Source organism: Acinetobacter sp. WCHAc010034, from assembly GCF_001696615.3.
In the GTDB taxonomy this organism is placed as follows: Bacteria; Pseudomonadota; Gammaproteobacteria; order Pseudomonadales; family Moraxellaceae; genus Acinetobacter.
This window is the reverse complement of the sequence record NZ_CP032279.1, coordinates 1,040,951-1,064,594: the sequence shown is the minus strand read 5'-3', so window position 1 is coordinate 1,064,594 and position 23,644 is coordinate 1,040,951. Positions and strand designations below refer to the sequence as shown.

The following is a 23,644-nucleotide window of genomic DNA, read 5'->3' as shown; positions in this document are numbered from 1 at the left end:
TAGCAATCTTTGAAAAAAAAACAATACTAGAAATCGCGCAGATGCGCATAAATTCAGCATACGGAAGAAAATCGGCTAAATAATCATGTATTATTTGCGAAATTGATTCATATCTACTTTGGAGATGTGCCGTGGCATTAGTTTTAGATGGTCGTGCATTAGCGCAACAAATTGAAACTGACTTGTTAACCCGCGTAGAAGCGTTAAAAACGAAAACAGGTCGTACCCCAATTTTAGCGACGATTTTAGTTGGTGATGATGGCGCATCTGCGACGTATGTGCGCATGAAAGGCAATGCCTGCCGCCGTGTCGGCATGGATTCTTTAAAAGTAGAGCTTCCGGCGGAAACCACAACTGAGCAGCTGCTGGCTGAAATTGAAAAGCTTAATGCCAACCCGGATGTTCACGGCATTCTGCTGCAGCACCCGGTGCCTGCGCAGATTGATGAGCGCGCCTGCTTTGATGCTATCTCGCTTGCCAAAGATGTCGATGGCGTGACTTGCCTTGGCTTTGGCCGCATGGCGATGGGCGAAGCAGCCTACGGTTCTGCAACGCCTGCAGGCATCATGACGATCCTGCAGGAAAATAACATTGAAATCGCCGGCAAGCATGCCGTTGTCGTGGGCCGTTCCGCGATTTTGGGCAAGCCGATGGCGATGATGCTGTTGCAGGCCAATGCAACTGTGACCATTTGCCATTCACGCACGCAAAACCTTGCAGACTTTGTGAAGCAGGCGGATATCATTGTCGGCGCAGTAGGCAAGGCGGAGTTAATCCAGAAAGACTGGATCAAGCAAGGCGCTGTTGTGGTTGATGCAGGCTTCCATCCGCGTGACGGCGGCGGCGTGGGCGACATTCAGCTGGCAGGCATTGAAGAAGTGGCTTCCGCTTACACGCCTGTTCCGGGCGGTGTCGGGCCAATGACCATCACAACGCTGATCCGTCAAACTGTTGAAGCAGCTGAAAAAGCTTTAGGTTAATGTCCTGAAGCTAATGATTTGATAGTTGAGTGTCCAGAGTGCTTCTCAGCGGAGTCTTACCTGTTCAGTTTAATTATTGAATAAACCTGCGGTTGGCCCTACTTTTGAAAGGCCAAAAGTAGGCAAAAGCCTTTGTTTCACTGACGTTACGTCCATGTAACGCAGTGAAACGGCGGCATCCATGCCGCCTGACGCGAAATTAATTTGAGTTGTGAATTCTCACTAGAATAAAAATGGTAGCTATGAGCCGCACCTTCCAATTTCCCCAAGCCCCAGAACATTTGCTGCAAGCCCTGCATGACGTCATTCCGGGCAGTGAGCTGCAGGCGCAGCAATTGCCGGAAACGCCAATTGCGCTGTGGCTGATTCCGCCGGTATTTCCAATGGACCGTCTGGATGATGAAGTCATCCGCCGGATTTGGAACGATACGCCGTACTGGATCTTCTGCTGGGCATCCGGCCTTGCCATGGCGCAGTGGCTGCTGGCGGAACCGCATCATGTGGAAGATAAAGTGGTGCTGGACTTCGGCGCAGGCTCCGGCGTAGTGGCGATCGCCGCCAAAATGGCAGGCGCCAAGCGGGTGATCTGCTGCGATATCGACCAGATCAGCCTGGCAGCCTGCCGTGCAAACGCCGCGCTGAATCAGGTGGAGCTGGAATATCTGGATGATCTGTACAAGGCTGGGCAGGTTGATGTGCTGCTGGCTGCGGATGTGCTGTATGACCAGTGCAACCGCTTTTTCTTGGATGAATTTTTAAAATTCGCCCCAGAGGTGTGGGTGGCGGACAGCCGTGTGAAGAATTTCAGTCATCCGCATTATCAGAAACTGGATGAGCGCAGCGCAACGACGTGGCCGGATCTGGATGAAGCCAAAGAATTCCGCAATGTGAGCTTTTATAAGACGCTATAGCTAGCGTCTTATTTGTTTCAGGCTTCAGTTCGCTCGGGATTAAGAGCAGGTGTAGCGCACGACGCGTAAAGTCGCAGGGCGGGTGTCCAGCGCCTGCTGCGCAGCTAAGTTGTCGCTGTTGCGCAGATCCGGGGTGTTGGACAGGCCAAAGCTTGCGCGGATATTGCCGATTTGGCGGCCAAATTGCGGGTCCTGCACGGCAGGGTTGGCAATTTCATTAACGCTCAGAATGCTCAGCTTAAAGGTCTTGTTGACGCCCAGCACTTTCTGGCAGGCGCGCTGCAGCTTGTTTTCATCCAGCTGCTGGTTTTGGCGGCCCGCCAGCGTATAAGCCAAGGTTGCCGAATCTGCCGATTTGCTTTCAATTTGATAGCCGGATTGGCCGTTATATGCGCGCGGCGCGCTTTGGCATGCAGTTAAAGTGATTGCCGCCATACCCAAAGCTAAAAGCTTATATGCCATTTTCATATTGGTCTGCCCATGTTGTTATCATTTCAGTATGCCATAAGCCTGCGCATTTCTCGATGCTCAATTCGCCCGCTTTTTTAATTGAGTCCGCTTCAGCCCGCCGGAACCGGCCAGCCTTTTTAATAGGCCTAGCGGATGCATTCATCATCTGCAGTCTGGCTGTGTTTTTTGCATTTTCATTGGAATGAGGCGCTGGTCCGCAAGCCCTTATGGAAATCTATTTTTTATGTGATTTCCTAGCCTTAGGCCTGCAAGCGGATTCAGATGCAGATAAATCCGCTGAATTGCAGCTGAAGTGTTCCTTTTAATGAATCTGTTATGCATTTGCTGTGGAGTAGAGGCGCGTAAAGGCGGCTAAGCCGGCAGTGCTTTGGATGCTGCGGCGCAAAGATTTATTAGCGCTGAAGCCGTGTTTTTGCTATGTTTAAAGCCTGATTAGAATAACAGCAGTGTTTGACGCTGCAGAATAAAAATACGGCTGCTTAAGGAGGCGCATATGCATGATAATCAAACCCTTTATGATATTGCTGTAATTGGCGGGGGGATTAACGGTGCTGGAATCGCTGCCGATGCAGCCGGGCGCGGGCTGTCAGTATTTTTATGTGAAAAGGATGACTTGGCCTCGCATACCTCATCGGCCAGTTCAAAGCTGATTCACGGCGGCCTGCGCTATCTGGAGCATAAGGAATTCCGCCTGGTGCGTGAAGCTTTGGCGGAGAGGGAAGTCCTGCTGGCGAAGGCGCCGCATATTATCCGGCCGATGCGCTTCATCATGCCGCATCAGCCGCATTTAAGGCCGGCATGGCTGATCCGCACCGGCCTGTTTTTCTATGACCATTTGGGAAAAAGGGAAAAGCTGGCGGGGTCGAATCATGTTATTTTCCGGCCGGAAGACAGCCCATTGAAAGATGAAATCATCCGCGGCTTTGAATATTCAGACTGCGCGGTGGATGATGCGCGGCTGGTTGTGCTGAATGCCATGCAGGCGCGGGAACTGAGCGCGCAGGTTGTCACGCGGACGCGCTGCCTTTCGGCCAGAAGGGAGGCGGGCATTTGGCTGATTGAGCTGGAAAATGCCCAAGGCGCCTATCAGATTCAGGCCAAGGCGCTGGTCAATGCCGCCGGGCCTTGGGTGGCGCAGTTTATTCAGCAGGCCCTGCAGCTGAAAGCGCCTTACGGCATCCGCCTGATTCAGGGCAGCCACCTGATCGTGCCTAAGCTGTATGAAGGCGATAAAGCCTATATCATGCAGAATGATGATCAGCGCATTGTCTTCGCCATTCCGTATCTAAGCCGCTATACCTTAATCGGCACGACCGACAAGGAATACTTGGGCGATCCGGATCAGGTTGAGATTACCCAGGAAGAAGTGATGTATTTGCTGGACGTCTGCAATGACCATTTTAAAACACAGCTGACAGCTGCCGATATCCTCAGCACCTTTTCGGGGGTGCGCCCGCTATGCGATGATGAGTCGGATAATCCGGCGGCTGTAACGCGCGATTATACCCTTGCCCTGAGCCGGCAGCCTGAGGGCGAGGCGCCGCTGCTGTCGGTGTTCGGCGGCAAGCTGACCACTTACCGCAAGCTGGCGGAAGCCGCGCTGGCGCATCTGCAGGCGTTTTTCCCTGAAATGGCCAAGCCCTGGACGGCTAAATCGCTGCTGCCCGGTGCGGAAAACTGGACATCGGTGGAAGATTTGGCGGCGCAGGCCATGCAGAAAGTCAGCGGTGTTCCGCAGGCGCTTGCTGAGCGCTGGGCGCATGCCTACGGCGCGCGCCTGTGGAGTTTTTTAAATCAGGCATCTTCTGTGCATGAATTGGGGTTTAATTTTGGCCATGGCCTGTATGCGCAGGAAGTGGATTATCTGGTTGAGTATGAATGGGCTGTCAGCAGTGAAGATATCCTAAAGCGGCGCACCAAGCTGTATTTGCAGTTTACAGATCCTGAAATTCAAGTTTTGGATGAGTATTTGGTTGGATTGCATGAACGCAGATTGCAAAAGGATGTAGCATAATTGCTTGATTTTAATTAAGTTAAAAGGCAAAAATATATTAATGAAGATTATTATTTAAAATTGAAAGCAGACTGTATCGAAGGTATACGCACTATGCGGACATGCTGGTTGAAAATGATGAATATAATTGCGGGGAGGCTCATCGCTGGAGCTCAATAGCTGACTGCTATTTAAAAATTTTAATGCTGAATTTTACTGCTAGTCAGCCCGGATTTCGTTGCTTGCACTGGGAGAGCAGCTGGATTATGACTATTGGGAATATGAGGTGTTAAATTTATGTTTTCACTTGACGCAAGATGGCTATAAAAAACCGGCGGGTGAATTATTGTATAATCTTCATTATGATGATTTGTGCAGTGTAATTAGAATAATGCGCGAAAATAATGATAAGGCTCAAGCAGCTCAAATTTTAGAATGCTATATAAAAGATTGGCATACGTGCCGAAAGGGGGATTTTTGGCATAATGGGCACAATAAAATGCCAGATAGCACATATTATTCCGGCTACTGGACTTTTAAAGCTGCTGCTTTAGTTTATTTATTTGATGTATTGCTGTTGAAGAGCATGTATTACCCTAAAGACTTGGTCGAATAGGCCAGGACTGCGCATTAAAAAAGCCGCTTCCGCGGCTTTTCTATTTTCAGATTTCGACGCCGCCCAGCGCCTTGCAGTCAACAGGCGTATTCCATTTTACTGCTGTGCCCCACATTACCGGGCGCACAACGCGCCAAGGCCAGAAGCCGAATCTTTGGCTGGCATTGTAGTTGATGACCACGTTGCCGCCCACCTGATGCGCCCGCTCTGCAAAGCGCGGATACAGCTCTGTTACGCTGCCGTAAGTGCCTTTGGCGACTTTAATGCGCTTTTTAATCTGAAACTGGCTGGCATCCGGCGTGCCTTTGATTGCGCAGACATGAAGCGCAGGCTGTGCCGTGTTTACGGCCTCAGCTTCCGCTTTCGCCATAGCGAGGCTGGATAAGCCAAGCAGGCTGGCTGCCAGTGTGAATTTTTTTAGCATGAATTTCCCCTTTTATGGTTTTTTGTTGATTTATAAAGTTAAGTCAAAACAAACAGATTGAAAAAAGACCGCGTACGCGGCCTTTTTTCAATTTCACCTGCAATTAAGCAGATTTTTTAACAGCTTCTAAAAGCTCGTCTTGACGGGCTTTAAGCGCTTTTGGCAAACGATCACCAAGCTTGTCAAACAGCTCAGTGTGGCTTTCCAATTCTTTGATCCACTGATCTTTGTCTTGCGCAGTTACAAGGTCAAACTGTGCTTTAGTGAAGTCAGAACCTGTCCAGTTCAGCTGTTCATACGTTGGAACCAGGCCAATTGGCGTTTCAACTGCATCAGCGCGGCCTTCACAGCGGTCAATGATCCACTCCAGAACGCGCATGTTCTGGCCGAAACCAGGCCATACGAAGTTGCCTTCAGCATCACGGCGGAACCAGTTCACGTTGTAGATGCCTGGAAGCTTGTTGCCGGCAGCTTTCGCTTTCGCAGCAACTTCTTCACCAAGTTCTAACCAGTGGGAGAAGTAATCCGCCATGTTGTAGCCGGCAAATGGAAGCATCGCGAATGGGTCGCGGCGCACAATGCCTTGCTGGCCAACAGCAGCAGCAGTAGTTTCAGAGCCCATTGTTGCAGCTTTGTACACGCCGTCAACCCAGTCGAATGCTTCTGAAATTAGAGGCACTGTGTCCGCGCGGCGGCCGCCGAAGATGAATGCTGAAATCGGCACGCCAGCTGGATTTTCCCAGTCAGCGTCAATCGAAGGGCACTGGCCGGCAGAAACGGTGAAGCGCGCGTTTGGATGCGCAGCTTTTTCTTCGCCGGTATGTGGCTTGCCTTTCCAGTTGGTCAGGTTGGCAGGCGCTTCTTTAGTCAGGCCTTCCCACCATACTTCGCCGTTGTCAGTCACAGCAACGTTGGTGTAGATCACGTCTTTATGCAGTGTCGCCATGCAGTTCGGGTTAGTCTTGGTATTTGTACCAGGCGCTACACCGAAGAAGCCTGCTTCTGGGTTAATTGCGTATAAGCGGCCGTCTTCACCCGGTTTGATCCAAGCGATGTCGTCACCTACAGTTTCGATTTTCCAGCCTTCGTAGCCTGCCGGCGGAATCAGCATGGCAAAGTTGGTTTTACCGCAAGCAGAAGGGAATGCCGCTGCGATGTAGTGTTTTTCGCCTTTCGGGTTGGTCACGCCAAGGATCAGCATGTGTTCTGCTAACCAGCCTTGCTGGCGGCCCATAGATGATGCAATACGCAGCGCCAGGCATTTTTTGCCTAACAATGCGTTGCCGCCGTAACCCGAACCGTAAGACCAGATTTCACGGGTTTCTGGGTAATGAACGATGTATTTTTCAGGGTTGCAAGGCCATGCAACGTCTTTCTGGCCTTCTTCCAGCGGCGCGCCTACAGTGTGCACGCAAGGAATGAACTCGCCGTCAGTGCCAAGAACGTCATAAACGGCTTTACCCATGCGAGCCATTTTAGACATGCTGACTGCAACATAAGGAGAGTCAGTCAGTTCGATACCGATGTGCGCAATATGAGAACCTAAAGGGCCCATAGAGAATGGAACCACGTACAGCGTGCGGCCTTTCATTGAGCCGTCAAACAGGCCATTCAGGCGGGCGCGCATTGCAGCAGGCTCTTCCCAGTTGTTTGTTGCGCCGGCATCTTCCTGCTTTTCTGAACAGATATAAGTGCGGCCTTCAACACGAGCAACGTCAGAAGGATCAGAATTGGCAAGATAAGAACCAGGATGAGTTTCTTGGTTAAGCGCTTGCATAGTGCCGTTAGCGATCATCAAGTTGATATAACGTTGATATTCTTCTTCGCTGCCGTCACACCATTCAATTTTCGCTGGTTTCGTTAATTTTGCAATTTCTTCCACCCAAGCAATAAGCTTAGGGTGGCGAACGAATTCTGGTGCGTTCACTTGGGTCATGGTGAGGCCTATCTTAAATATGTACAAACTGTACAAAGTCTGATCTGCGCAATGGAGCGCATTACGCAGATGAAATATGAAAAAAAGTGGCGCTATTAAAGCATAATTTCATAAAAAAAATAAGACTAAAGAACGGGTGGATTTTTTTTGGAAGATTATGATATTTTTAGTTAAATTTATTTAAAATCATATGTTTATATTGTTTTGATTGGTTTTTATGTAATATTTCTTAATTTTATGAGTATTATTCATTATATTAATTTTGTTTAAAATCATTAATTTATTCTTTAATTTTATTTGAGAATTATTATTGATTAAATAAATGACGCCAATTTGAATTTTACATAAAGGAACTTTTATTTGCCGATAAAATCGACAGAATTAGAATAAGTGCTTTAAAAACGTATAAAAAATGTCAAATCAAGCCCAGCCGCTGTCTATTGTCTACAATCGCAAATCCGGCTTTCATGCAGCCAATAATGCTGAGGTTTATGAGAAGCTGGTGTGGCTGCTGAGCGCATTCGGCTATGAAATCCAGTCTTTTGAAATCGGCCAGCCGCCGGATTTTGACGCGCTGATGCAGCGGGTGATGCTCCGCCATCAAGATCCTGATAATTTAGGCATTATTGTTGCAGCCGGCGGCGACGGCACACTGAATGCCGTAGCGCAGCGCCTGATGCACAGTCCGGTTCCGATGGGGATCTTGCCGCTGGGCACTTTCAACTATGTGGCGCGGGTGCTGAAGATTCCGCTGGATCTTGCAGAGGCGGCCAGGGTAATTGCGCAGGGCGCTGAAAGGCCGGTGCATGCGGCGCAAATCAATGACCGCATCTATTTGAATAATGCCAGCCTGGGCCTGTATCCGCTGTTTATCCAAAAGCGCGAGCTGTACAACCGGCACTTGGGGCGCTTGGCTTTGAATGCCTACACTTCCGGGCTGGATGTGCTGATCCGCGGCCGCAAGGAGCTGAAGCTGCAGATAGAAGCGGACGGAGTTAAATATCCGGTGACTACCCCGCTGATTTTTTTTGGCAATAATCAGCTGCAGCTGGCTGACCTGAATTTGCGGATTGCGGAAAGCGCGGCCCAAGGCAAAGTGGCCGGAGTGGTGGTGGCCAAAAGCGATAAGCTGACGCTGTTTAAGCTGCTGTGGCAGCTGATGCGGGGCAATATCGAAAAAGCCCCGGATGTTTACAGTTTTGACGCTGATCAGGTCACGATTCACTCGGCGCGCAAAAAGCTGACTGTGGCGCTGGATGGGGAAATTGCCGAAATGCAGACGCCGTTGCGGATCAGCGTGCAGAAAAATGCCTTAAAAGTAAGGGTGCCGCATGCTGCTGCATCTGTCTGACCTGCATTTCGGCACAGAAAAGCAGGCCTGCATCCGCGCGCTGCAGCAGTTCTGCCAAACACATGCGCCAGAAGCGGCGGTGATCAGCGGCGATTTAACCCAGCGCGCGCGCTATGGGCAGTTTTTTGCCTGCAGGCAGTTTTTAGAGAGCCTGAATTTGCCCTATCTGGCGGTGCCGGGCAATCATGATATTCCGCTGTACCATGTATGGAACCGGGTATTCAGCCCCTTTGCCCGCTATCAGCTGTTTTTCGGCAGCCTGGAAGGCGCGCTGGAAACCGAGCATTTTTATATTCTGGGCGTGAACAGCATCCGGCGCCGCTACCATACCCGCGGCCATATTTCCTTAGAACAGATCCAATGGATTAATCAGCAGTTAAAGCAGGCGCCGCCGCATAAGCTTAAGCTGATAGCAGCCCATCAGCCATTTTATACGCCGCCGGATGATCCGCATGGCGTAAAAGACTGCCCGGTGCTGGGCCGGCTGGCGCTGGAAACCTGGAGCCAAAGCGGCCTGCATGGTCTGCTGCATGGCCATTTGCACCAGCCTGCGGTCTATGACTTAAACCGGATTTACCGTTTGGGCGCGCCGCATCCTGTGCTGGATATTCACGCCGGGACGGCGACATCTTACCGCCTGCATCAGGGCCTACCGAACAGTTTCAACACCCTGAACCGCCAGGGCGATGTTGAGCACTATTATTTTGATCAAGCCAGCCAGCTGTTTTTAGCCCATCCGAAGCAGCCTGCGCAGCCATGAAAGCGCGGGAACGCATAAAAAAAACACGGAATTGGAAATATTTTTTAATTTTGCCCTTGAAGCGCTTTTTTCCATCCCCACAAAAGTGTCATGAAATTATTTTGATAATGGCCGAATGGAATTCAAAAAGCCATTATCTTTTCACTGTATAAAAGACTTAGTCTGATGGAGTTTCAAATGAGCAACATTCGTCCTTTACATGATAACGTTGTTATTCGCCGTGTTGAAAAAGAAACAAAAACTGCGGGTGGTCTGATCTTGAGCACTTCAGCAGCTGAACAGCCTGCTCAGGGTGAAATCATTGCCGTAGGCAATGGCAAAGTTACTGACAATGGCGTGCGCGCTTTAGACGTAAAAGTGGGCGACAACGTGCTGTTCGGCGCTTATGCCGGCACAAAAGTAAAAGTTGACGGTGAAGAGCTGTTGGTAATGAAAGAGTCTGATATTTTAGCGGTTCTTGAAGGTTAATTCAGAACATTCATTTGCTGTTTAAGCAATACAATTGATTAAAATTTAAGAAGATTTGGAGTTTAGCATGTCAGCTAAAGACGTAAAATTCGGTGATTCAGCGCGTTCTAAAATGATTGCAGGCGTAAACGTGCTTGCAGATGCGGTAAAAGTGACTTTAGGTCCTAAAGGCCGTAATGTTGTGATCGACCGTTCTTTCGGTGCACCGCACATCACTAAAGATGGCGTAACGGTTGCGAAAGAAATTTCTCTAAAAGACAAATTTGAGAACATGGGCGCTCAATTGGTTCGTGAAGTATCTTCTAAAACCAATGACATCGCGGGTGACGGTACAACAACAGCAACTGTACTTGCGCAAGCAATTTTAAATGAAGGCATCAAGTCTGTAACTGCGGGTATGAACCCAATGGACTTGAAACGCGGTATTGACCTTGCTGTTAAAGCATTGGTTGCTGAAATTAAAGCTACAGCTAAGCCTGCATCTGACACCAAAGCGATTGAGCAAGTCGGTTCAATCTCTGCAAACTCTGACGAAACTGTAGGTAAACTCATTGCGCAGGCAATGGAGCGCGTAGGCAAAGAAGGCGTGATTACCGTTGAAGAAGGTTCAGGCTTTGAAGATGCTTTGGACGTTGTTGAAGGCATGCAGTTTGACCGCGGCTACATCAGCCCGTACTTTGCCAACAAGCAAGACACTTTAACTGCTGAACTTGAAAATCCGTTCGTTCTGCTTGTTGATAAAAAAATCAGCAACATCCGTGAATTGATTACAGTTTTAGAAGCTGTTGCGAAAACCGGCAAGCCGCTGTTAATCATTGCTGAAGATGTTGAAGGCGAAGCGTTGGCGACTCTTGTCGTGAACAACATGCGCGGCATTATCAAAGTATGTGCAGTGAAAGCCCCTGGTTTTGGTGACCGCCGTAAAGCAATGCTGCAAGATATCGCAATTTTGACTGGCGCGACTGTGATTTCTGAAGAAGTAGGCATGACTTTAGAGCAAGCTTCTCTTCAAGACCTAGGTACTGCGCACAAGATTACTGTGTCTAAAGAGAACACTGTGATTGTTGACGGTGCTGGCGATGCAAACCAGATTGCTGAACGTGTAACGCAAATCCGCGCGCAAATTGAAGAATCAACTTCTGAATACGACAAAGAAAAACTGCAGGAACGCGTTGCTAAACTGGCAGGCGGCGTTGCAGTGATTAAAATCGGCGCTGCGACTGAAGTTGAAATGAAAGAGAAGAAAGACCGCGTTGACGATGCGCTTCATGCGACTCGCGCTGCGGTTGAAGAAGGTGTGGTTGCAGGCGGCGGTGTTGCGCTGGTACGCGCTGCAGCTGCGCTTGACGGCGTAACAGGTGTAAATGATGACCAAAACGTAGGCATCAACATTTTACGCCGCGCAATTGAAGCGCCGCTTCGCCAAATCGTAGCAAACGCAGGCGATGAGCCTTCAGTTGTCATCAATGCGGTTAAAAATGGCGAAGGCAACTTCGGCTACAATGCAGCGACTTCAGAATATGGCGACATGCTGGAAATGGGTATTCTTGACCCGGCTAAAGTAACCCGTTCTGCGCTTGAGCATGCGGCTTCTGTAGCTGGCTTAATGCTGACAACTGAATGCATGATTACTGAAATTCCGGAAGACAAGCCGGCTATGCCAGATATGGGCGGCATGGGCGGTATGGGCGGCATGATGTAATCTGCGCTCATAAAGCAGCGGGCTGAATTTTAAATATTCTATTTAGAATTTTGCTGGCTGTCCGCAATTGATTTAATTGTGAAAAAGAGGCCGCTTTATTGCGGCCTTTTTTATTTTGGAAATTCATGCAGAAGCTTCAAGCGCATTGGCTTTTCCAGCTGCGTGGCCTGCAGTTAAAAAATAAATCAGCAGAAAATATGCAAGATTAGATGAAGCGCAAAGCCAAGGAATGGCCGGTTCATTAATCTGCTATTGCAGTTTTTCATTCAAGCCTGCATGGCGAGTTAAGCGTTTGCACTGTAAATGAAATGCAAGCCAGCTTCAGCCTAAAGCGGGCTGTTTTTGAACAGTTTGCCTTATGCGCCTGCGCAGGGTTTTCAGCTCAAAGTTAAATCTAGATTTTTGAAAAAATTGGCATATATTTATGTTCAATATATAAAAAAACCTTTGTTTATATAGTTTTTTTTAGGCTAATATAAGGCCGATAATAAAGCTGAAAATGAACTAAAAAGTAAAAAAGGGGGGCTGCGATGAGAAGATTACCTGTCTATTTATTATTGGATACCTCCGGTTCTATGCTGGGTGAGCCGATTGAAGCGGTAAAAAATGGCGTGGAAATGCTGGTTTCTTCACTGCGTCAAGATCCCTATGCTTTGGAAACTGCCTTTTTATCAATTATCAGTTTTGATACAGCGGCGAAGCAGTTAATGCCGCTCACCGAAATTGCCATGTTCAATCCGCCGGCGCTGCAGGCCGCAGGCGCAACCCAGCTTGGGGAGGCGCTGGCTTTGCTGGCTGATAAGATCAGTCAGGAAGTGCAGAAAACCACGCCTGAGACCCGCGGCGACTGGAAGCCTCTGGTCTTTATTATGACCGATGGCGTGCCGACGGATGACTGGAAAAAAGGCTTTGAAAAACTCAAGCAGGTTAAAACCGGCATGGTGGTTGCGTGTGCTGCCGGACAGCATGCGGATACTGCGGTGTTAAAGCAGATTGCGGAAGCTGTTGTAGAGCTGGCGACAGCAGACAGCAGCGCAATTAAAGCATTTTTTAAATGGGTTTCCGCCAGCATTTCTGCCGGCAGCCAAAAAGTGGATGCAGGGCAGAAAGAGGTGACCGGCCTGAATGACCTTCCGCCGCCGCCTCCGGAAGTAAACGTTGTACTTTAAGCAGCATACTAATAATTAACACTGGCATAAAAAAGGAACAATAAAATGGGAATCACCTTAGCAAAAGGGCAAGGCCTGACGCTGGAAAAATCACAGAATAATTTGTCACTGGTGACCATTGGTCTGGGATGGGATATTGCAGAGCAAAAGAAAGGCCTGCTGGGCGGCTTATTCGGCGGGCAGCCTGCCGAATATGATCTGGATGTAGTGGCTTTTTTATGCGATGCCGACGGCAAAGTGCGCGATGTCGGCAGAGATGCCAGCGGCAAGCCCACCCTGAAAAACAGTGATGTGATTTACTTCAATAACTTAAAGCACCGTACCGGGGATATTTGGCTGACCGGCGACAACCGTACTGGGGCAGGCGATGGCGATGATGAGCAGATTGTCGTGAAGCTGAACAATCTTTCCAGTGATTTTCATAAGATTGCCTTTATTGTGCAGATTTATGAAGGCGCAAAAAACAATCAGCATTTTGGGCAAGTGCAGAATGCATTCATCCGCGCTGTAGATGCTTCCGGCAAGGAAATGGTGCGGTTTGATTTATCTGGAAAGGGGCAGTATGACCAGCAGCGCTCGCTGCTTTTTGCTGAGCTGGTGCGTGAAAACAGCGAATGGAAATTCAACGCGGTGGGTTCATCATCCGCTTCAGATAATTTTGTAGAATGGTTAAAAAAATACCTGTAAAGAAGAGATAAAAATGCGCCGCTTACCTGTTTATATTCTGCTGGACACTTCCGGCTCTATGCGAGGCGAACCGATCCATTCCGTAAATGTGGGCCTGCAGTCCATGCTCAGCGCGCTCAGGCAAGACCCTTATGCCTTGGAAAGCGTTTATTTAAGCGTGATTACTTTTGACATGGAAGCTAAGGTTTACCTGCCTTTAACGCCATTGGATCAGGTGCAGCTGGCTGATATTGATGTTCCGAATGTCGGCGCGACTTTTATGGGTGCGGCCTTGGAGCTGCTGGCTGCGGAAGTGCAGCAGAACGTCAAAAAAAGTTCAGCCGAACAGAAGGGCGACTGGCGCCCGCTGCTGTTTTTAATGACCGACGGCTCGCCATCAGACGTCTATGCCTTTCAGCAGATTGCGCCGGAAATCAGGCAGATGAATTTTGCTTCGATTGTGGCCTGCGCTGCCGGGCCTAAGGCGAAAACGGAAGCCTTGCTGCAGCTGACCCAGCAGGTGGTTGTGCTGGACACGATGGATTCGGCGGCTTTCTCCAGCTTCTTTAAATGGGTTTCTGCCAGTGTCGTGGCTGGAAGCAGCAGCGCTGGCGTATCTGATTCTATTTCTTTGCCGCCGCCGCCCTCAGAAATCCAGCTGGTTCTTTAAGCGCTGTGCTGAAAGCTATTCCGGCTTTCAGCATTAATTTATTTTAATGATTAACTGCGATAACAATATAACTTAGGTGAGATTATGCGCCGACTGCCTGTTTTTTTCGTCATTGACTGCTCGGAGTCAATGGTCGGTCAGCCGCTTCAAGCTGTACAAGAAGGTGTTGATTTCATTATGAACAGCCTGAGAACAGACCCTTATGCCTTGGAAACAGTGTATGTCTCGGTGATTGCTTATGCCGGGATTGTCAGAACACTTGTACCCTTGACGGAATTGTTTGCCTATCAGGCCTGTGAATTGCCCTTGGGTGGCGGCACGCATTTGGGGAAAGCGCTTGATCATTTGGCGAAGGAAATAGAGCGCTCTGTGATTAAAACCACTGCAGATGTGAAAGGCGACTGGAAACCGGTGGTGTATTTATTTACCGATGGGCGTCCTACCGATGATTATGAGGGCGCCATCAGCCGCTGGAAAGCCAAGTATGAAAATAAAGTGACGCTGGTTGCCATCGGCTTAGGCCAGGATGTGGATTTTTCAATCCTCAAAAGGCTGACAGAGCACTGCATTTCAGTCGATCAGATTGATCAGGACTATGTGAAAAATTTATGCAAATGGATCAGCGCTTCCGTCGTTTCGCAGAGCATCAGTGTCGGGCAGCATCAGGACCGGCAGGATTTATTGCCGCTGGATGAGCGCTACATGCACCTTGCCAAAGAGCGCCTGACTTTCCGCAAGTCTAAGGCGGATGACCGGACTGTCACCATTGTCGGGCGCTGCCAGAAACTGCATCACCCCTATATTCTGAAATATTCGCGGCGCCTGCAGTACGGCGAACTGTCAGATTTAAACATCAATATTTATAACTTTAAACTAGAGGCCTGCACTGGAATTTCCGAGGATTATTTCAGCTGGACAGATCATGCTGCGGAAAAAGCCAAAATCAATACCTCTGTGCTGGACGGCAGCGCAGGCTGTCCGCACTGCTATGCGGAAACGGCTTTTGCAATGTGCGCCTGCGGCAGCCTGATGTGCTATGACGGCTACAGCGAATATGCGGTTTGCCCATGGTGCCAGCGTCAAATCAGCTTTTCGGTTTCGGGCGGCGACTTTGACCTGACGCGCGGACAGGGCTAAGAATATTATCAGCGGACTGATCACAAGGGCGGAAAATGGCTGAATTGAAGTGCAAGATTAAGCAGATGCTTGAAAAAAATGAGCTGGGGCTGCAGGATCAGTTTGTTGCCTATATTTCACAGGACGAAAATTTAAGCCAGCTGTCCATGCTGCTGCGCGCCTTGCGCCTGCAGCCGGCGGGTTTAAGGGCTGAAATTTCAGAGCCGGCGCATGCTGAATGCGGCGCTCAAAATCAGGCTGAGCTTTTGCATGATTCAGCAAGTGCAGATGCAGGGCTTGCGGATGCGGCCGTGCGATTGACTGGGCAGCAAAGCCTGCTGCATGTGTCTGAAAATGCTTCTGTTCATGAGCACGCGTCTGCCGAAGGCGGACTGGGCCATGCCATGCAAGCAGAGGAACAGCAGCCGGATGCGACAGCGCTTCAAGCCAATTCGGCTGATGCGGAATCAGCCGGGTCAGGCGCTGCGCACCCAGAGCTTTCACCGGCAGAACTTAATAAAAATTCAGCGCTTTCGCCAACTCATCCGGGCGAATCCAGCGCAGAGGATGAAGCGGAAAAAAACCGCAGGGCAGAGATCACCGACGTGTTTAATAAATCCAGTTTTAATGATCCGAAATTCCAGGCCGATAACGCGCGCGCCGGGCAAGCGTATCAATCTAGGCTTTCGATTATCTCCAATCATGCTGCAGATGATGTGCAGTTCAAAGCGGAGAGCTTTAAGTTTCCCTATGCGCATTTTTATTTTGACGCCGCTACGCAGCAGATCCACGGCATGCCTGAAAAAGCCGAAGAACTGGAATTTTCATTTCAGTACTGTATGCATCAGGAGACGCGCACCGCCAGCTGCAAAATCAATGTGATTCCAGACCCGCGCAGCTTATGGAAAGTCATAGAGCCTGAGGGCGGGCAATTATTTCCCAAAGCGCATGCTGACTTTAAAAGCATTGATCTGGATGATTATAAAATTGTGGCTGCCAGCCGAAGGGGGCGTTCGCATGAGCATGGCGGCGCATTCCGTGATGATGATTTCAGGATTTGCAATATCCCCGGCAGCCAGTGGTCAGTGATTGCCGTCGCGGATGGGGCCGGCAGCGCCGAATATTCGCGTGAAGGCTCGCGCATTGCGGTGGATATTGTACAGAATGAGTTTCAGCGCTACTTGAATGAATATACCATTGCGGTCATTAATGAAGATATCCGGAACTGGCAGATTGGCGCTCAGGATGAGCGAACCAATGCCATCGCTAAAAAGCTGAATCAGCAGTTTTTCAATGTCTACTATGAAATTTACCGTTCCATCATTGCGCAAATAGAACAGCATGCGCAGCAATTAGGCGTGGCCGGAAAAGCTTTTGCAACGACTTTACTGGCGGCGGTGGTCTGCCGGCACAACGGCAAAACCTTTATCAGCGCCTTTTCTGTCGGTGACGGCGCAATTTCGGTCTATGGCCAGGGCCATGCGCGCTTGATGAATGCTGCCGATGGCGGCGAATATGCCGGGCAAACCAAGTTTTTAGACCGGAGCATTCATCAGGAGCTGGGCGCCCGCATTAAAATCGGCTGCTTTGCAGATGTGGAAGCGGTCATGCTGATGACGGACGGCATTTCAGATCCGCTGTTTGAAACCGATGCCGGCCTCAGCAATCCGCAAAAATGGCAGGCGCTGCATCAGCAAATTGAGTCGCTGCTGCAGTCCGAAAACGCCGCTTCAGCACTGCTGGACTGGATGCACTTTTTCACGCCCGGACACCATGATGACCGCACCATGGCGGTCTTGTGCAGCAAAAACAGCGCATAAAAGCTATCACGCATTGAGTATCAGGTAATTCAGGTATGTCTGCAAAAATCATTAAATGTACAACCACAGATGGGCGCGCAATCGAATTTGTGGATGAAGTGATCGGTTCCGGCGCCATGAAAGATGTTTATTTCTCGCCGGATAAAAGCTATGTCGTCTGCTTTTTCAGCAGGGAAAAGAATAAATTCTATGAATCCAAAGCTGCGCTTGAACAGCAGAAAGACCGCCTGAAAGAAATTGTCGGCAATAAATGGAATGGCATTTTTAACGGCGCGGGCGGCGCCTACTGGAAAAATATTTTCTGCTGGCCGGACGGCTTGGTTGAATACAACAATTTATTGGGCATTACCGCTCCAGCCTATAAACAGCAGTTCTTTTTTGAATATGGCTCGAAGAATAACGATTTTCTGAAAATTCAAGGCAAGGAAAAAGAAGGCAAATGGTTTGCCAGCGCCAATAATCAAAACCGGTTTTTAGATGAGCGCGAAAAAGGCACATGGCTGAACTACCTTAAAATCTGCATTCAGATTTCACGCGCCGTGCGCCGCATGCATGCAGCCGGGCTGGCGCATTCAGATTTGTCCTACAAAAACGTGCTTATCGATCCGGTCACAGGCAGCGCCTGCGTCATTGATGTGGACGGCTTGGTTGTGCCGGGAAAATATCCGCCGGATGTCGTTGGAACACCGGACTTTATTGCGCCTGAAGTGGTGATGACCAGCCATCTGTCCAAAGAAGACCCCAGCCGCTCTCTGCCCAGCATAGCAACCGATAAGCATGCGCTGGCGGTGCTGATCTATATGTATCTGCTTTACCGCCATCCGCTGCGTGGTGGAAAAATCCACGATATGGACGACCCGCAGAAAGATGAAAACTTAAGCATGGGCGGGCAATCCTTATTTGTAGAGCATCCTGCTGACCCGAGCAACCGGGTGCGCGCAGAGCAGCTTAAGGCTTCCCAGCTTCCCTGGGCCGATCCAAGCCAAATTCCCTATAGCGTTTCAGGGCCTTATTTAACGGAATTATTCAATAAAAGCTTTATTGACGGCCTGCATGACCCGGCCAAGCGCCCTTCCGCAAATGACTGGGAAACTGCTTTGGTGAAAACGGTTGACTTGATTCAGCCCTGCCAAAATGCCGCCTGCAGCCATAAATGGTATGTATTTGACAATACGACCAAGCCCCGGTGCCCATTTTGCCATACGCCTTTTTCAGGAAAGCTGCCGGTTTTGAATCTGTATTCCGCGCGCCAAGGGGGCAGCTTCCGGCCCGATAACCACCGCCTGATGGTCTGGCCGGGGCAGTCTTTATATGCTTGGCATGCCAATAATATGATTGCGCCGAATGAACGGCTGGCGCCGGAACAAACCCGGCGCAAAGGCTATTTTGTGCTGCATGATGAGCGCTGGTGGCTGGTGAATGAAGGCCTTCCTGATTTAACTGACGCCGCCGCAAAAACAGCGATTCCGATTGGAAGTAAAATTGAGCTGAGCGACGGCGCGCAAATTCTGCTGTCCAAGGAAGACGGCGGCCGTCTGGCGGTTGTGCAAATGGTGCAGGCTTAAAAGCTTAGAAAGATGATGAGCTGGCAATAAACTTATCGTGGGCGCAATGATGCTTGCTTAAGCCGAAAGTTCTGTAGCGGCGCAGAATCATCTCCGCCCAGTTGCGGTGTGTAGCAGGTTCGAGCATTGAGCCATGGCTCTTAAAGACGCTTTTTGCGTCATGCGACAGAATCTGCTGCGCTTCCTGAAATTCTTCGGCATTGACCTGAAAGGCCTGATGAATGTATTCAAGCTGCGAAGGGTGAATTGCGGTTTTGGTATAAATGCCGTTATTCATATCCTGCTGCAGCTCATCAATCAGCAGCTGGGTATTTTCAATATGCTCGCAAACCGGCGAGCTGAGCTGGAAGCCTGAAGGAATGAATAGGCCGCTCAATTGTGAAATCAGCATGCCGATGGGGGTTTGGTAAATTGTCGAATTTTTAGGGCGGCGCAGGTGCAGGCAGGACAGTAAATCGTTGCCGCCGATCCGGAGGCATAACGTTTTATGGAAGTCATATTTCAGCGCCTGATTCAGTTCAATATTATGCCCCATATCAAAAATTTCCCGGGTTTCCAGAGTCGGCATTAAATTCATGTTCGGCGGCAGCACGTCCATCCATTGCATCAGGTTGTGCAGGGTGAATTTAGGCAAAATCATGCCGCTGAAGCTGCGGTTTAAATCCCAGTCTGCAATGTGCTTGGCCATTTCAATATTGCGCGGACGGACAAACACGGCAGGGGACTTGAGATTGGGCGCGTCAGCGCGCCTTTGCAGCAAATGCTTCAGGTTGACCATTGCCGTCTGCACATCTTTCTCCAGCACAGCATCTTCCAGGCATACTGCAACGGATTTTAATGCCGGGAATTTATGCCCTTCAGTGACTTCCCACAGCTGTTCATGGGTCGCGGGGATGTACATGGTCGCGCCCAGTTCAATCGCGTGCTGTAATTTCTTCATTATTGTTTTTTCTCAACTTTTTTTATCAGTGTCACTGCGTGATAGGGGCCTAGCTGCCCGCCTAGAATATCGACAGGAATAGCGCGCTCTTGGGCAAAATGCAGCAGCAGCTGCACATCCGGATGGGCTGAATCTTGAATTAAGATGCGTTCCGGCACGCGCCTTAATACTGCGCGGGTCGCTTCGGCAATGCTGGGCTTAATCAGGTTGATATTGTCAACGCCATAATGCTGCGCAATCCACTGAACGGCATTCAGGCTGCGCTGCTGCTGCTGTGAGCGCATTGCATTGCTCCAGCCGGCTTTTGCCGCGTGCGGCTTCTGCTGAATTAAATCCAGAATCTGCAGAATGAACTGCAGCGATAAATCATCGGCTTTGAGGTGGCCGTAGATTGCGCAATTATGCCAGTTGTCAGGGTTTAAGCAGCCGTCCTGCATTTGGCTTTGGCTGATGTCCTCGCTTAAAACGCTGCGCGAGGTCAGGCCTGAAATCACCGAGCCTAAAATGCCGAATGGAATCAGCCAGTCTTCGCAGCCTGCGCTGAGCCAGGAATAGCCGCCCAAGTCTGAAAGCGTGACTAAGCGGGGAATTTCCCATCCATCGTCAAATAACTCAGGATAGCTGCTGAGGCTCTGCGTCAGCTGCCGGCAAATGGCGCCTTTGCCGGTCCAGCCGTCGACAAAGACAATATTGTCCGCGCCATGCTGCCGGATAATGGCATTCAGCGCAGCCAAGTCCAGGCCGCGGTCGCGGATAATGCTGATGCCGTAATGAAAGCAGGGCTGGGTTTTTTCAAGCTGATGCTTGAGCAGTACGCCTAGCGGCACGCCTGCGCGCACAAGGCTGACCAGTATCACCGGCTGCGCTGGAAATCTGGCGGAGAGCGAATGGCCCAGCTGCTGAACTTCAGCGGCCAAGCGCTCTGCGCCCAGCTTCAAGGCGTGCTGGAAATGCGCCATGTGCTCGGCCGTTGGCGGCTTTTCTTCACTGATCATTTCTGAATAGTGCTTTAAGCCGGACTGAATCAGGCGCTCTTTTTCTGCAACAGGGGTAGGCTGAATATCGCAGGCTTTAAGTAAAAAGGTAATATCCTGCGGGCGGTAAGAGCCGTGAAAGCCTAATTCCGCAAGCGCTGCATTGACGGCTGAAAACTTAGACATGGCCTAAAAATCCTTTCTGATGATGATCCTGGATTAAGCTTTGCGCCAAAAACTTGTCCAGCTGGCTGTTTTTAGGCATGCCAAACCAGTCGCAGCAGGTTAAAAATCCGGCATCTGAAAGGCTGTCGCCCCATCCTAAAACTGCGCGCTCGCGCTGCGGGTCGTGCTTATTCAGATAAAACTCAACCGCTTTCTGCTTGGAAACATAATGCGGGATAAGCGCTAAATTATTGCCATTCAAGTGCACATAGCAGTGCTGCATGATTTCTGCAGGTAGGTGCTGCACCAATTGGCTTAAGAACAGAGGCTCCGGCGCAGCCTGCTTGGCGTAGGCGTAGACAATCCGGCCATTTTCCTCGACAAGCTGGGTGCGGATAGCGCCAAGATGCTGCGCTGCATTCTGCAGGGCTTGCGGCAAATCCTGCAGCAGCCCGCCTAAAGCGGCGGCATCCCGCTGCTGCAGCGCCAGCCAGTCCTGATCAGCCTGCAGCCCGGTGTCCAGAACGGTTCCGCCATGCGTGCAGACGGCGCCATGCTGGAAAGACAGATTGACCCGCTTTAAGCCATTGACCGAACGCGCTGTAACCGGCACGACATCGGCGGACTGAAACAGCCAGTTTGCCAGCACCTGCTGCTTGGGGTGCATATAGGACAGGGGCTGGCCCATTTTATCGACGGTGGCGATTTTATGCTGCGCAGTTGGCGCCTGCTTGCGGTGAGTTTGAAACAGCGTATCATCCAAATCTACAAAAATCAGCGGCTTAGGGTTCATAGCTAATCACTTCCAGATTCTGTATTTGTTCAAATAAGCTTGGGTCTACGCTGTCTTTGGCGGTTTCCACAATCAGCAGAACCCGGTCAAACTGCTGATGCTTGACGTTATAGGCATAATTGTTGATATTCAGCCCATAGTTGTCGGTAAAAGCGCAGATGCTTTCAATGGCATGGCCCTGCATAATCGGGGAGCGGGTGGTCGAGCTGTAATATACATCGCCGCCTTGCTGTTCAAGCTGTTCCGCAATCAGAAATGGAATCCAGCTGAATTCGCCTGAACCTAAAACCAGAATTTTTTCATCCGGCCGCTTCAGCTGGACATGCGCCCAGGCGCTACAGTCCAAATAGCCCGGTTCACGCCCCCAGTCATGTGGCGCAATAATTTTTTGAGCTTCTTGCGATGTTGAGCTGACATCGGGCATGCTGACCTCAATTTTATTTTGGCTGGCTTCCCAATGCCAGTTGCCGTGCAGAAGTGAAATCACTTCGACAGGCATGCCCACATCCAAATCACTGATGCGCTGTTCCGCCCAATTAACTAAAGTGACCAGAATGATGCGCTCAACATGCGCCAAGCCGGCATTTTTCAGGCTGTGAATTAAGTTTTTAAAAGTTTTGCCGGTTGATATTTCATCATCTACTAAAATTAAGGTTTTAGCGTTTAAGAGCTGCTGATGCTTTTCCGGGTCATGGCTCGACAGAATGAATTGGTCTTGCGCATGGCTGTGCTCTTCTAAAAACAGCCCAAGCGCAGGCAGTGAACTGACAGGGTGGCGCGTGGTTGTGGAAAATATCGCATTTTGCCCAAAATCTTTTTTAAGTTCGCGGTAGACGCCGGCGCCTAAGCCGACGGCGGTTTCAGCCATGCCGATAACTGCAGCCGGAAAAGGGACATCTTTGGGCACGAGCGCAGCCAGATCGGCATAGCTCCGGTTCATCAGGGACGGAGCCACGGGAATATGCTTCCCTAAGACTTTAGAAACAAATAAAAAAGCGCGTTTAGGATTAATCCGCTCCGCAAAGCCCAGGAGCTGATCCAGAGGCCAGTCAGGATGATGCTCATTTACCGTAACGCAGATTTTACCGCGGCTTAACTCAACTTGCTTCATAAACAATCGCTTTCCATTTTTATGCTTTGCTCTACAGGGATAACTTGCACCGGTGAAGATGCCTTTGCTCTGATCAGCGTTAAAGAAAGCTTATGAGCAATCAGTTCCGCCATTAAATTGACGCCGGTATGCTGGCTGTAGGCAAAACCGCCGGCGGGCCTTGGATTAATCTCCAGAATGCGCCAATTCAGGTTCCGGTCTTGCTTGAACTGAATATTAATGAGTCCGTCACATTGGAAATGCGCAACTAAATCTGAGCAAATGGCATGGCAGGGATGCGCTAAATCGCAAACCTGAAAAAATTTATGCTTTGTGCGCGTGACTTGCGCCAAGATTTTTCCGGCATCGCAGGCAATATCCACGGAACATTCCTGCCCGTCCAGATAAGGCATAATCAGATAATCAATAGCCGGATTCAGCTGACCATAGGCTTCAATAAACTGCCGGGTATTGCAGATGCTCGAAATCTGGAATTTTTTAAAATAATCCGCATCATCCTGAAGCTGCACAAATCCGGCGCCGTAAACGCCGTGCACAGGCTTGGCGCAGATTTGCGGGTAAAGCGCCTGATACTGCTGAATTGCAGCTGCCAATTCAGCCGCATTGCTGACTTTGGCGCAGGGAATATGCGGCAGGCCAATCGCCTCGCATTGCTGCGTGAAAAGGTATTTATCATTGACCGCGGCGTGCTGCGCGTCGCCGATTGCTCCGGTAATCAGCTGGATATTATTTTTTTGAAATTCTTCCCGCTGCGCTTCTATAAAGTGCGCATGCTTGCCGCAGAACAGCAGATCTACCTGATGCTGAATGCATTTTTCCAGCAGCCATGCTGCCGATTGGCGAATAGGAGGCTGGCGCTCAAAATGGTCTGCATACATCTCAAGTTCAGGGCGGCTGAGGCTGTGCGATGCAATGATCTTAATGGAGTCTGATAAATTGGATTTTTTCAGCAGCTGGATAACATCTTTCTGGCAGGAATAGCATTCGGCTATCCAAATGGTATATTGTTGTTTCACAGGAAGTTTTTGTCTCAACAAAGCGTT

General features: G+C 49.8%; 22 protein-coding genes. 14 read left to right on the top strand and 8 right to left on the bottom strand.

Annotation, left to right across the window (positions count from 1 at the left end; all coding sequences use genetic code 11):
- The first annotated feature begins 131 nt into the window (after positions 1-131).
- Together folD and BEN74_RS06675 are read left to right on the top strand one after the other, a co-directional pair.
- Entirely contained in the window at positions 132-980 is an 849-nt protein-coding gene (gene folD / locus BEN74_RS06680; protein ID WP_068908606.1) for a bifunctional methylenetetrahydrofolate dehydrogenase/methenyltetrahydrofolate cyclohydrolase FolD, read from the top strand.
- A 242-nt stretch (positions 981-1,222) separates the two neighbouring features.
- On the top strand, positions 1,223-1,891 hold the full coding sequence (locus BEN74_RS06675) for a class I SAM-dependent methyltransferase (RefSeq protein ID WP_068908608.1): 669 nt from the start codon (positions 1,223-1,225) through the stop codon (positions 1,889-1,891).
- 39 nt (positions 1,892-1,930) lie between these two features.
- Here the strand turns inward: BEN74_RS06675 and BEN74_RS06670 are convergent, their stop codons facing one another.
- On the bottom strand, positions 1,931-2,353 hold the full coding sequence (locus BEN74_RS06670; RefSeq protein ID WP_228200422.1) for a hypothetical protein: 423 nt from the start codon (positions 2,351-2,353) through the stop codon (positions 1,931-1,933).
- A gap of 502 nt (positions 2,354-2,855) precedes the next feature.
- On the opposite strand from BEN74_RS06670, the gene glpD reads away from it, so the two are divergent.
- Positions 2,856-4,376, top strand: a complete 1,521-nt coding sequence (gene glpD / locus BEN74_RS06665) for a glycerol-3-phosphate dehydrogenase (protein WP_068908613.1) — start codon at positions 2,856-2,858, stop codon at positions 4,374-4,376.
- Positions 4,377-4,593: 217 nt separating this feature from the next.
- Entirely contained in the window at positions 4,594-4,971 is a 378-nt protein-coding gene (locus BEN74_RS06660; protein ID WP_068908615.1) for a PoNe immunity protein domain-containing protein, read from the top strand.
- Positions 4,972-5,017: 46 nt separating this feature from the next.
- On the opposite strand, the gene BEN74_RS06655 is transcribed toward BEN74_RS06660, so the two are convergent.
- Positions 5,018-5,395 (bottom strand): hypothetical protein, encoded by a 378-nt coding sequence (locus tag BEN74_RS06655; RefSeq protein WP_068908617.1) that lies wholly within the window; start codon positions 5,393-5,395, stop codon positions 5,018-5,020.
- A gap of 103 nt (positions 5,396-5,498) precedes the next feature.
- Positions 5,499-7,331, bottom strand: a complete 1,833-nt coding sequence (locus BEN74_RS06650) for a phosphoenolpyruvate carboxykinase (GTP) (RefSeq protein ID WP_068908619.1) — start codon at positions 7,329-7,331, stop codon at positions 5,499-5,501.
- A 412-nt stretch (positions 7,332-7,743) separates the two neighbouring features.
- On the opposite strand from BEN74_RS06650, the gene BEN74_RS06645 reads away from it, so the two are divergent.
- The 10 genes from BEN74_RS06645 to BEN74_RS06600 all read left to right on the top strand — a co-directional run bounded on the left by BEN74_RS06645 (position 7,744) and on the right by BEN74_RS06600 (position 18,618).
- A complete protein-coding gene (locus BEN74_RS06645) occupies positions 7,744-8,682 on the top strand; it encodes a diacylglycerol/lipid kinase family protein (protein ID WP_068908621.1) in 939 nt (312 codons plus the stop codon).
- Entirely contained in the window at positions 8,663-9,442 is a 780-nt protein-coding gene (locus tag BEN74_RS06640) for a metallophosphoesterase family protein (RefSeq protein WP_068908623.1), read from the top strand. The genes BEN74_RS06645 and BEN74_RS06640 overlap by 20 nt, the downstream gene beginning before the upstream one ends.
- Before the next feature lie 177 nt (positions 9,443-9,619).
- Positions 9,620-9,910, top strand: a complete 291-nt coding sequence (locus tag BEN74_RS06635; protein ID WP_068908761.1) for a co-chaperone GroES — start codon at positions 9,620-9,622, stop codon at positions 9,908-9,910.
- 67 nt (positions 9,911-9,977) lie between these two features.
- Positions 9,978-11,612, top strand: coding sequence for a chaperonin GroEL (groL, locus tag BEN74_RS06630; RefSeq protein ID WP_068908626.1), 1,635 nt, complete (start codon positions 9,978-9,980; stop codon positions 11,610-11,612).
- Between the two features lie 530 nt (positions 11,613-12,142).
- Positions 12,143-12,781, top strand: coding sequence for a vWA domain-containing protein (locus BEN74_RS06625; protein WP_068908628.1), 639 nt, complete (start codon positions 12,143-12,145; stop codon positions 12,779-12,781).
- 45 nt (positions 12,782-12,826) lie between these two features.
- A complete protein-coding gene (locus BEN74_RS06620) occupies positions 12,827-13,468 on the top strand; it encodes a TerD family protein (protein ID WP_068908631.1) in 642 nt (213 codons plus the stop codon).
- Positions 13,469-13,481: 13 nt separating this feature from the next.
- Positions 13,482-14,117: a vWA domain-containing protein gene (locus BEN74_RS06615; RefSeq protein WP_068908633.1), complete on the top strand. Its 636-nt coding sequence runs from the start codon at positions 13,482-13,484 to the stop codon at positions 14,115-14,117.
- A gap of 84 nt (positions 14,118-14,201) precedes the next feature.
- Positions 14,202-15,254: a TerY-C metal binding domain-containing protein gene (locus tag BEN74_RS06610; protein WP_068908635.1), complete on the top strand. Its 1,053-nt coding sequence runs from the start codon at positions 14,202-14,204 to the stop codon at positions 15,252-15,254.
- 35 nt (positions 15,255-15,289) lie between these two features.
- Positions 15,290-17,053 carry a PP2C family serine/threonine-protein phosphatase gene (locus BEN74_RS06605; RefSeq protein WP_068908637.1) on the top strand — a complete coding sequence of 588 codons (1,764 nt, stop codon included), beginning with the start codon at positions 15,290-15,292 and terminating at the stop codon, positions 17,051-17,053.
- A gap of 35 nt (positions 17,054-17,088) precedes the next feature.
- Entirely contained in the window at positions 17,089-18,618 is a 1,530-nt protein-coding gene (locus tag BEN74_RS06600) for a helix-hairpin-helix domain-containing protein (RefSeq protein ID WP_068908640.1), read from the top strand.
- Positions 18,619-18,622: 4 nt separating this feature from the next.
- On the opposite strand, the gene BEN74_RS06595 is transcribed toward BEN74_RS06600, so the two are convergent.
- The 5 genes from BEN74_RS06595 to BEN74_RS06575 are packed head-to-tail and all read right to left on the bottom strand — an operon-like array spanning position 18,623 to position 23,617.
- Positions 18,623-19,558, bottom strand: coding sequence for an HpcH/HpaI aldolase/citrate lyase family protein (locus tag BEN74_RS06595; protein ID WP_068908642.1), 936 nt, complete (start codon positions 19,556-19,558; stop codon positions 18,623-18,625).
- The gene (locus BEN74_RS06590; RefSeq protein ID WP_068908644.1) at positions 19,558-20,718 is read right to left on the bottom strand and encodes a cysteine protease StiP family protein; all 1,161 of its coding nucleotides are present in this window, start codon (positions 20,716-20,718) and stop codon (positions 19,558-19,560) included. Before BEN74_RS06590 ends, BEN74_RS06595 begins: the two co-directional genes overlap by 1 nt.
- Entirely contained in the window at positions 20,711-21,490 is a 780-nt protein-coding gene (locus tag BEN74_RS06585) for an HAD family hydrolase (protein WP_068908647.1), read from the bottom strand. The genes BEN74_RS06590 and BEN74_RS06585 overlap by 8 nt, the downstream gene beginning before the upstream one ends.
- The gene (locus BEN74_RS06580) at positions 21,480-22,601 is read right to left on the bottom strand and encodes a phosphoribosyltransferase domain-containing protein (protein ID WP_068908649.1); all 1,122 of its coding nucleotides are present in this window, start codon (positions 22,599-22,601) and stop codon (positions 21,480-21,482) included. The genes BEN74_RS06585 and BEN74_RS06580 overlap by 11 nt, the downstream gene beginning before the upstream one ends.
- The gene (locus BEN74_RS06575; protein ID WP_068908651.1) at positions 22,598-23,617 is read right to left on the bottom strand and encodes an ATP-grasp domain-containing protein; all 1,020 of its coding nucleotides are present in this window, start codon (positions 23,615-23,617) and stop codon (positions 22,598-22,600) included. Before BEN74_RS06575 ends, BEN74_RS06580 begins: the two co-directional genes overlap by 4 nt.
- Positions 23,618-23,644 lie beyond the last annotated feature (27 nt).

Coding starts and splice junctions, on each gene's coding strand:
- BEN74_RS06675 (WP_068908608.1), top strand. CDS start 1,223: ATGAGCCGCACCTTCCAATTTCCCCAAGCCCCAGAACATTTGCTGCAA.
- BEN74_RS06670 (WP_228200422.1), bottom strand. CDS start 2,353: ATGGCATATAAGCTTTTAGCTTTGGGTATGGCGGCAATCACTTTAACT.
- glpD (WP_068908613.1), top strand. CDS start 2,856: ATGCATGATAATCAAACCCTTTATGATATTGCTGTAATTGGCGGGGGG.
- BEN74_RS06655 (WP_068908617.1), bottom strand. CDS start 5,395: ATGCTAAAAAAATTCACACTGGCAGCCAGCCTGCTTGGCTTATCCAGC.
- BEN74_RS06650 (WP_068908619.1), bottom strand. CDS start 7,331: ATGACCCAAGTGAACGCACCAGAATTCGTTCGCCACCCTAAGCTTATT.
- BEN74_RS06645 (WP_068908621.1), top strand. CDS start 7,744: ATGTCAAATCAAGCCCAGCCGCTGTCTATTGTCTACAATCGCAAATCC.
- BEN74_RS06640 (WP_068908623.1), top strand. CDS start 8,663: ATGCTGCTGCATCTGTCTGACCTGCATTTCGGCACAGAAAAGCAGGCC.
- BEN74_RS06635 (WP_068908761.1), top strand. CDS start 9,620: ATGAGCAACATTCGTCCTTTACATGATAACGTTGTTATTCGCCGTGTT.
- groL (WP_068908626.1), top strand. CDS start 9,978: ATGTCAGCTAAAGACGTAAAATTCGGTGATTCAGCGCGTTCTAAAATG.
- BEN74_RS06625 (WP_068908628.1), top strand. CDS start 12,143: ATGAGAAGATTACCTGTCTATTTATTATTGGATACCTCCGGTTCTATG.
- BEN74_RS06620 (WP_068908631.1), top strand. CDS start 12,827: ATGGGAATCACCTTAGCAAAAGGGCAAGGCCTGACGCTGGAAAAATCA.
- BEN74_RS06615 (WP_068908633.1), top strand. CDS start 13,482: ATGCGCCGCTTACCTGTTTATATTCTGCTGGACACTTCCGGCTCTATG.
- BEN74_RS06610 (WP_068908635.1), top strand. CDS start 14,202: ATGCGCCGACTGCCTGTTTTTTTCGTCATTGACTGCTCGGAGTCAATG.
- BEN74_RS06605 (WP_068908637.1), top strand. CDS start 15,290: ATGGCTGAATTGAAGTGCAAGATTAAGCAGATGCTTGAAAAAAATGAG.
- BEN74_RS06600 (WP_068908640.1), top strand. CDS start 17,089: ATGTCTGCAAAAATCATTAAATGTACAACCACAGATGGGCGCGCAATC.
- BEN74_RS06595 (WP_068908642.1), bottom strand. CDS start 19,558: ATGAAGAAATTACAGCACGCGATTGAACTGGGCGCGACCATGTACATC.
- BEN74_RS06590 (WP_068908644.1), bottom strand. CDS start 20,718: ATGTCTAAGTTTTCAGCCGTCAATGCAGCGCTTGCGGAATTAGGCTTT.
- BEN74_RS06585 (WP_068908647.1), bottom strand. CDS start 21,490: ATGAACCCTAAGCCGCTGATTTTTGTAGATTTGGATGATACGCTGTTT.
- BEN74_RS06580 (WP_068908649.1), bottom strand. CDS start 22,601: ATGAAGCAAGTTGAGTTAAGCCGCGGTAAAATCTGCGTTACGGTAAAT.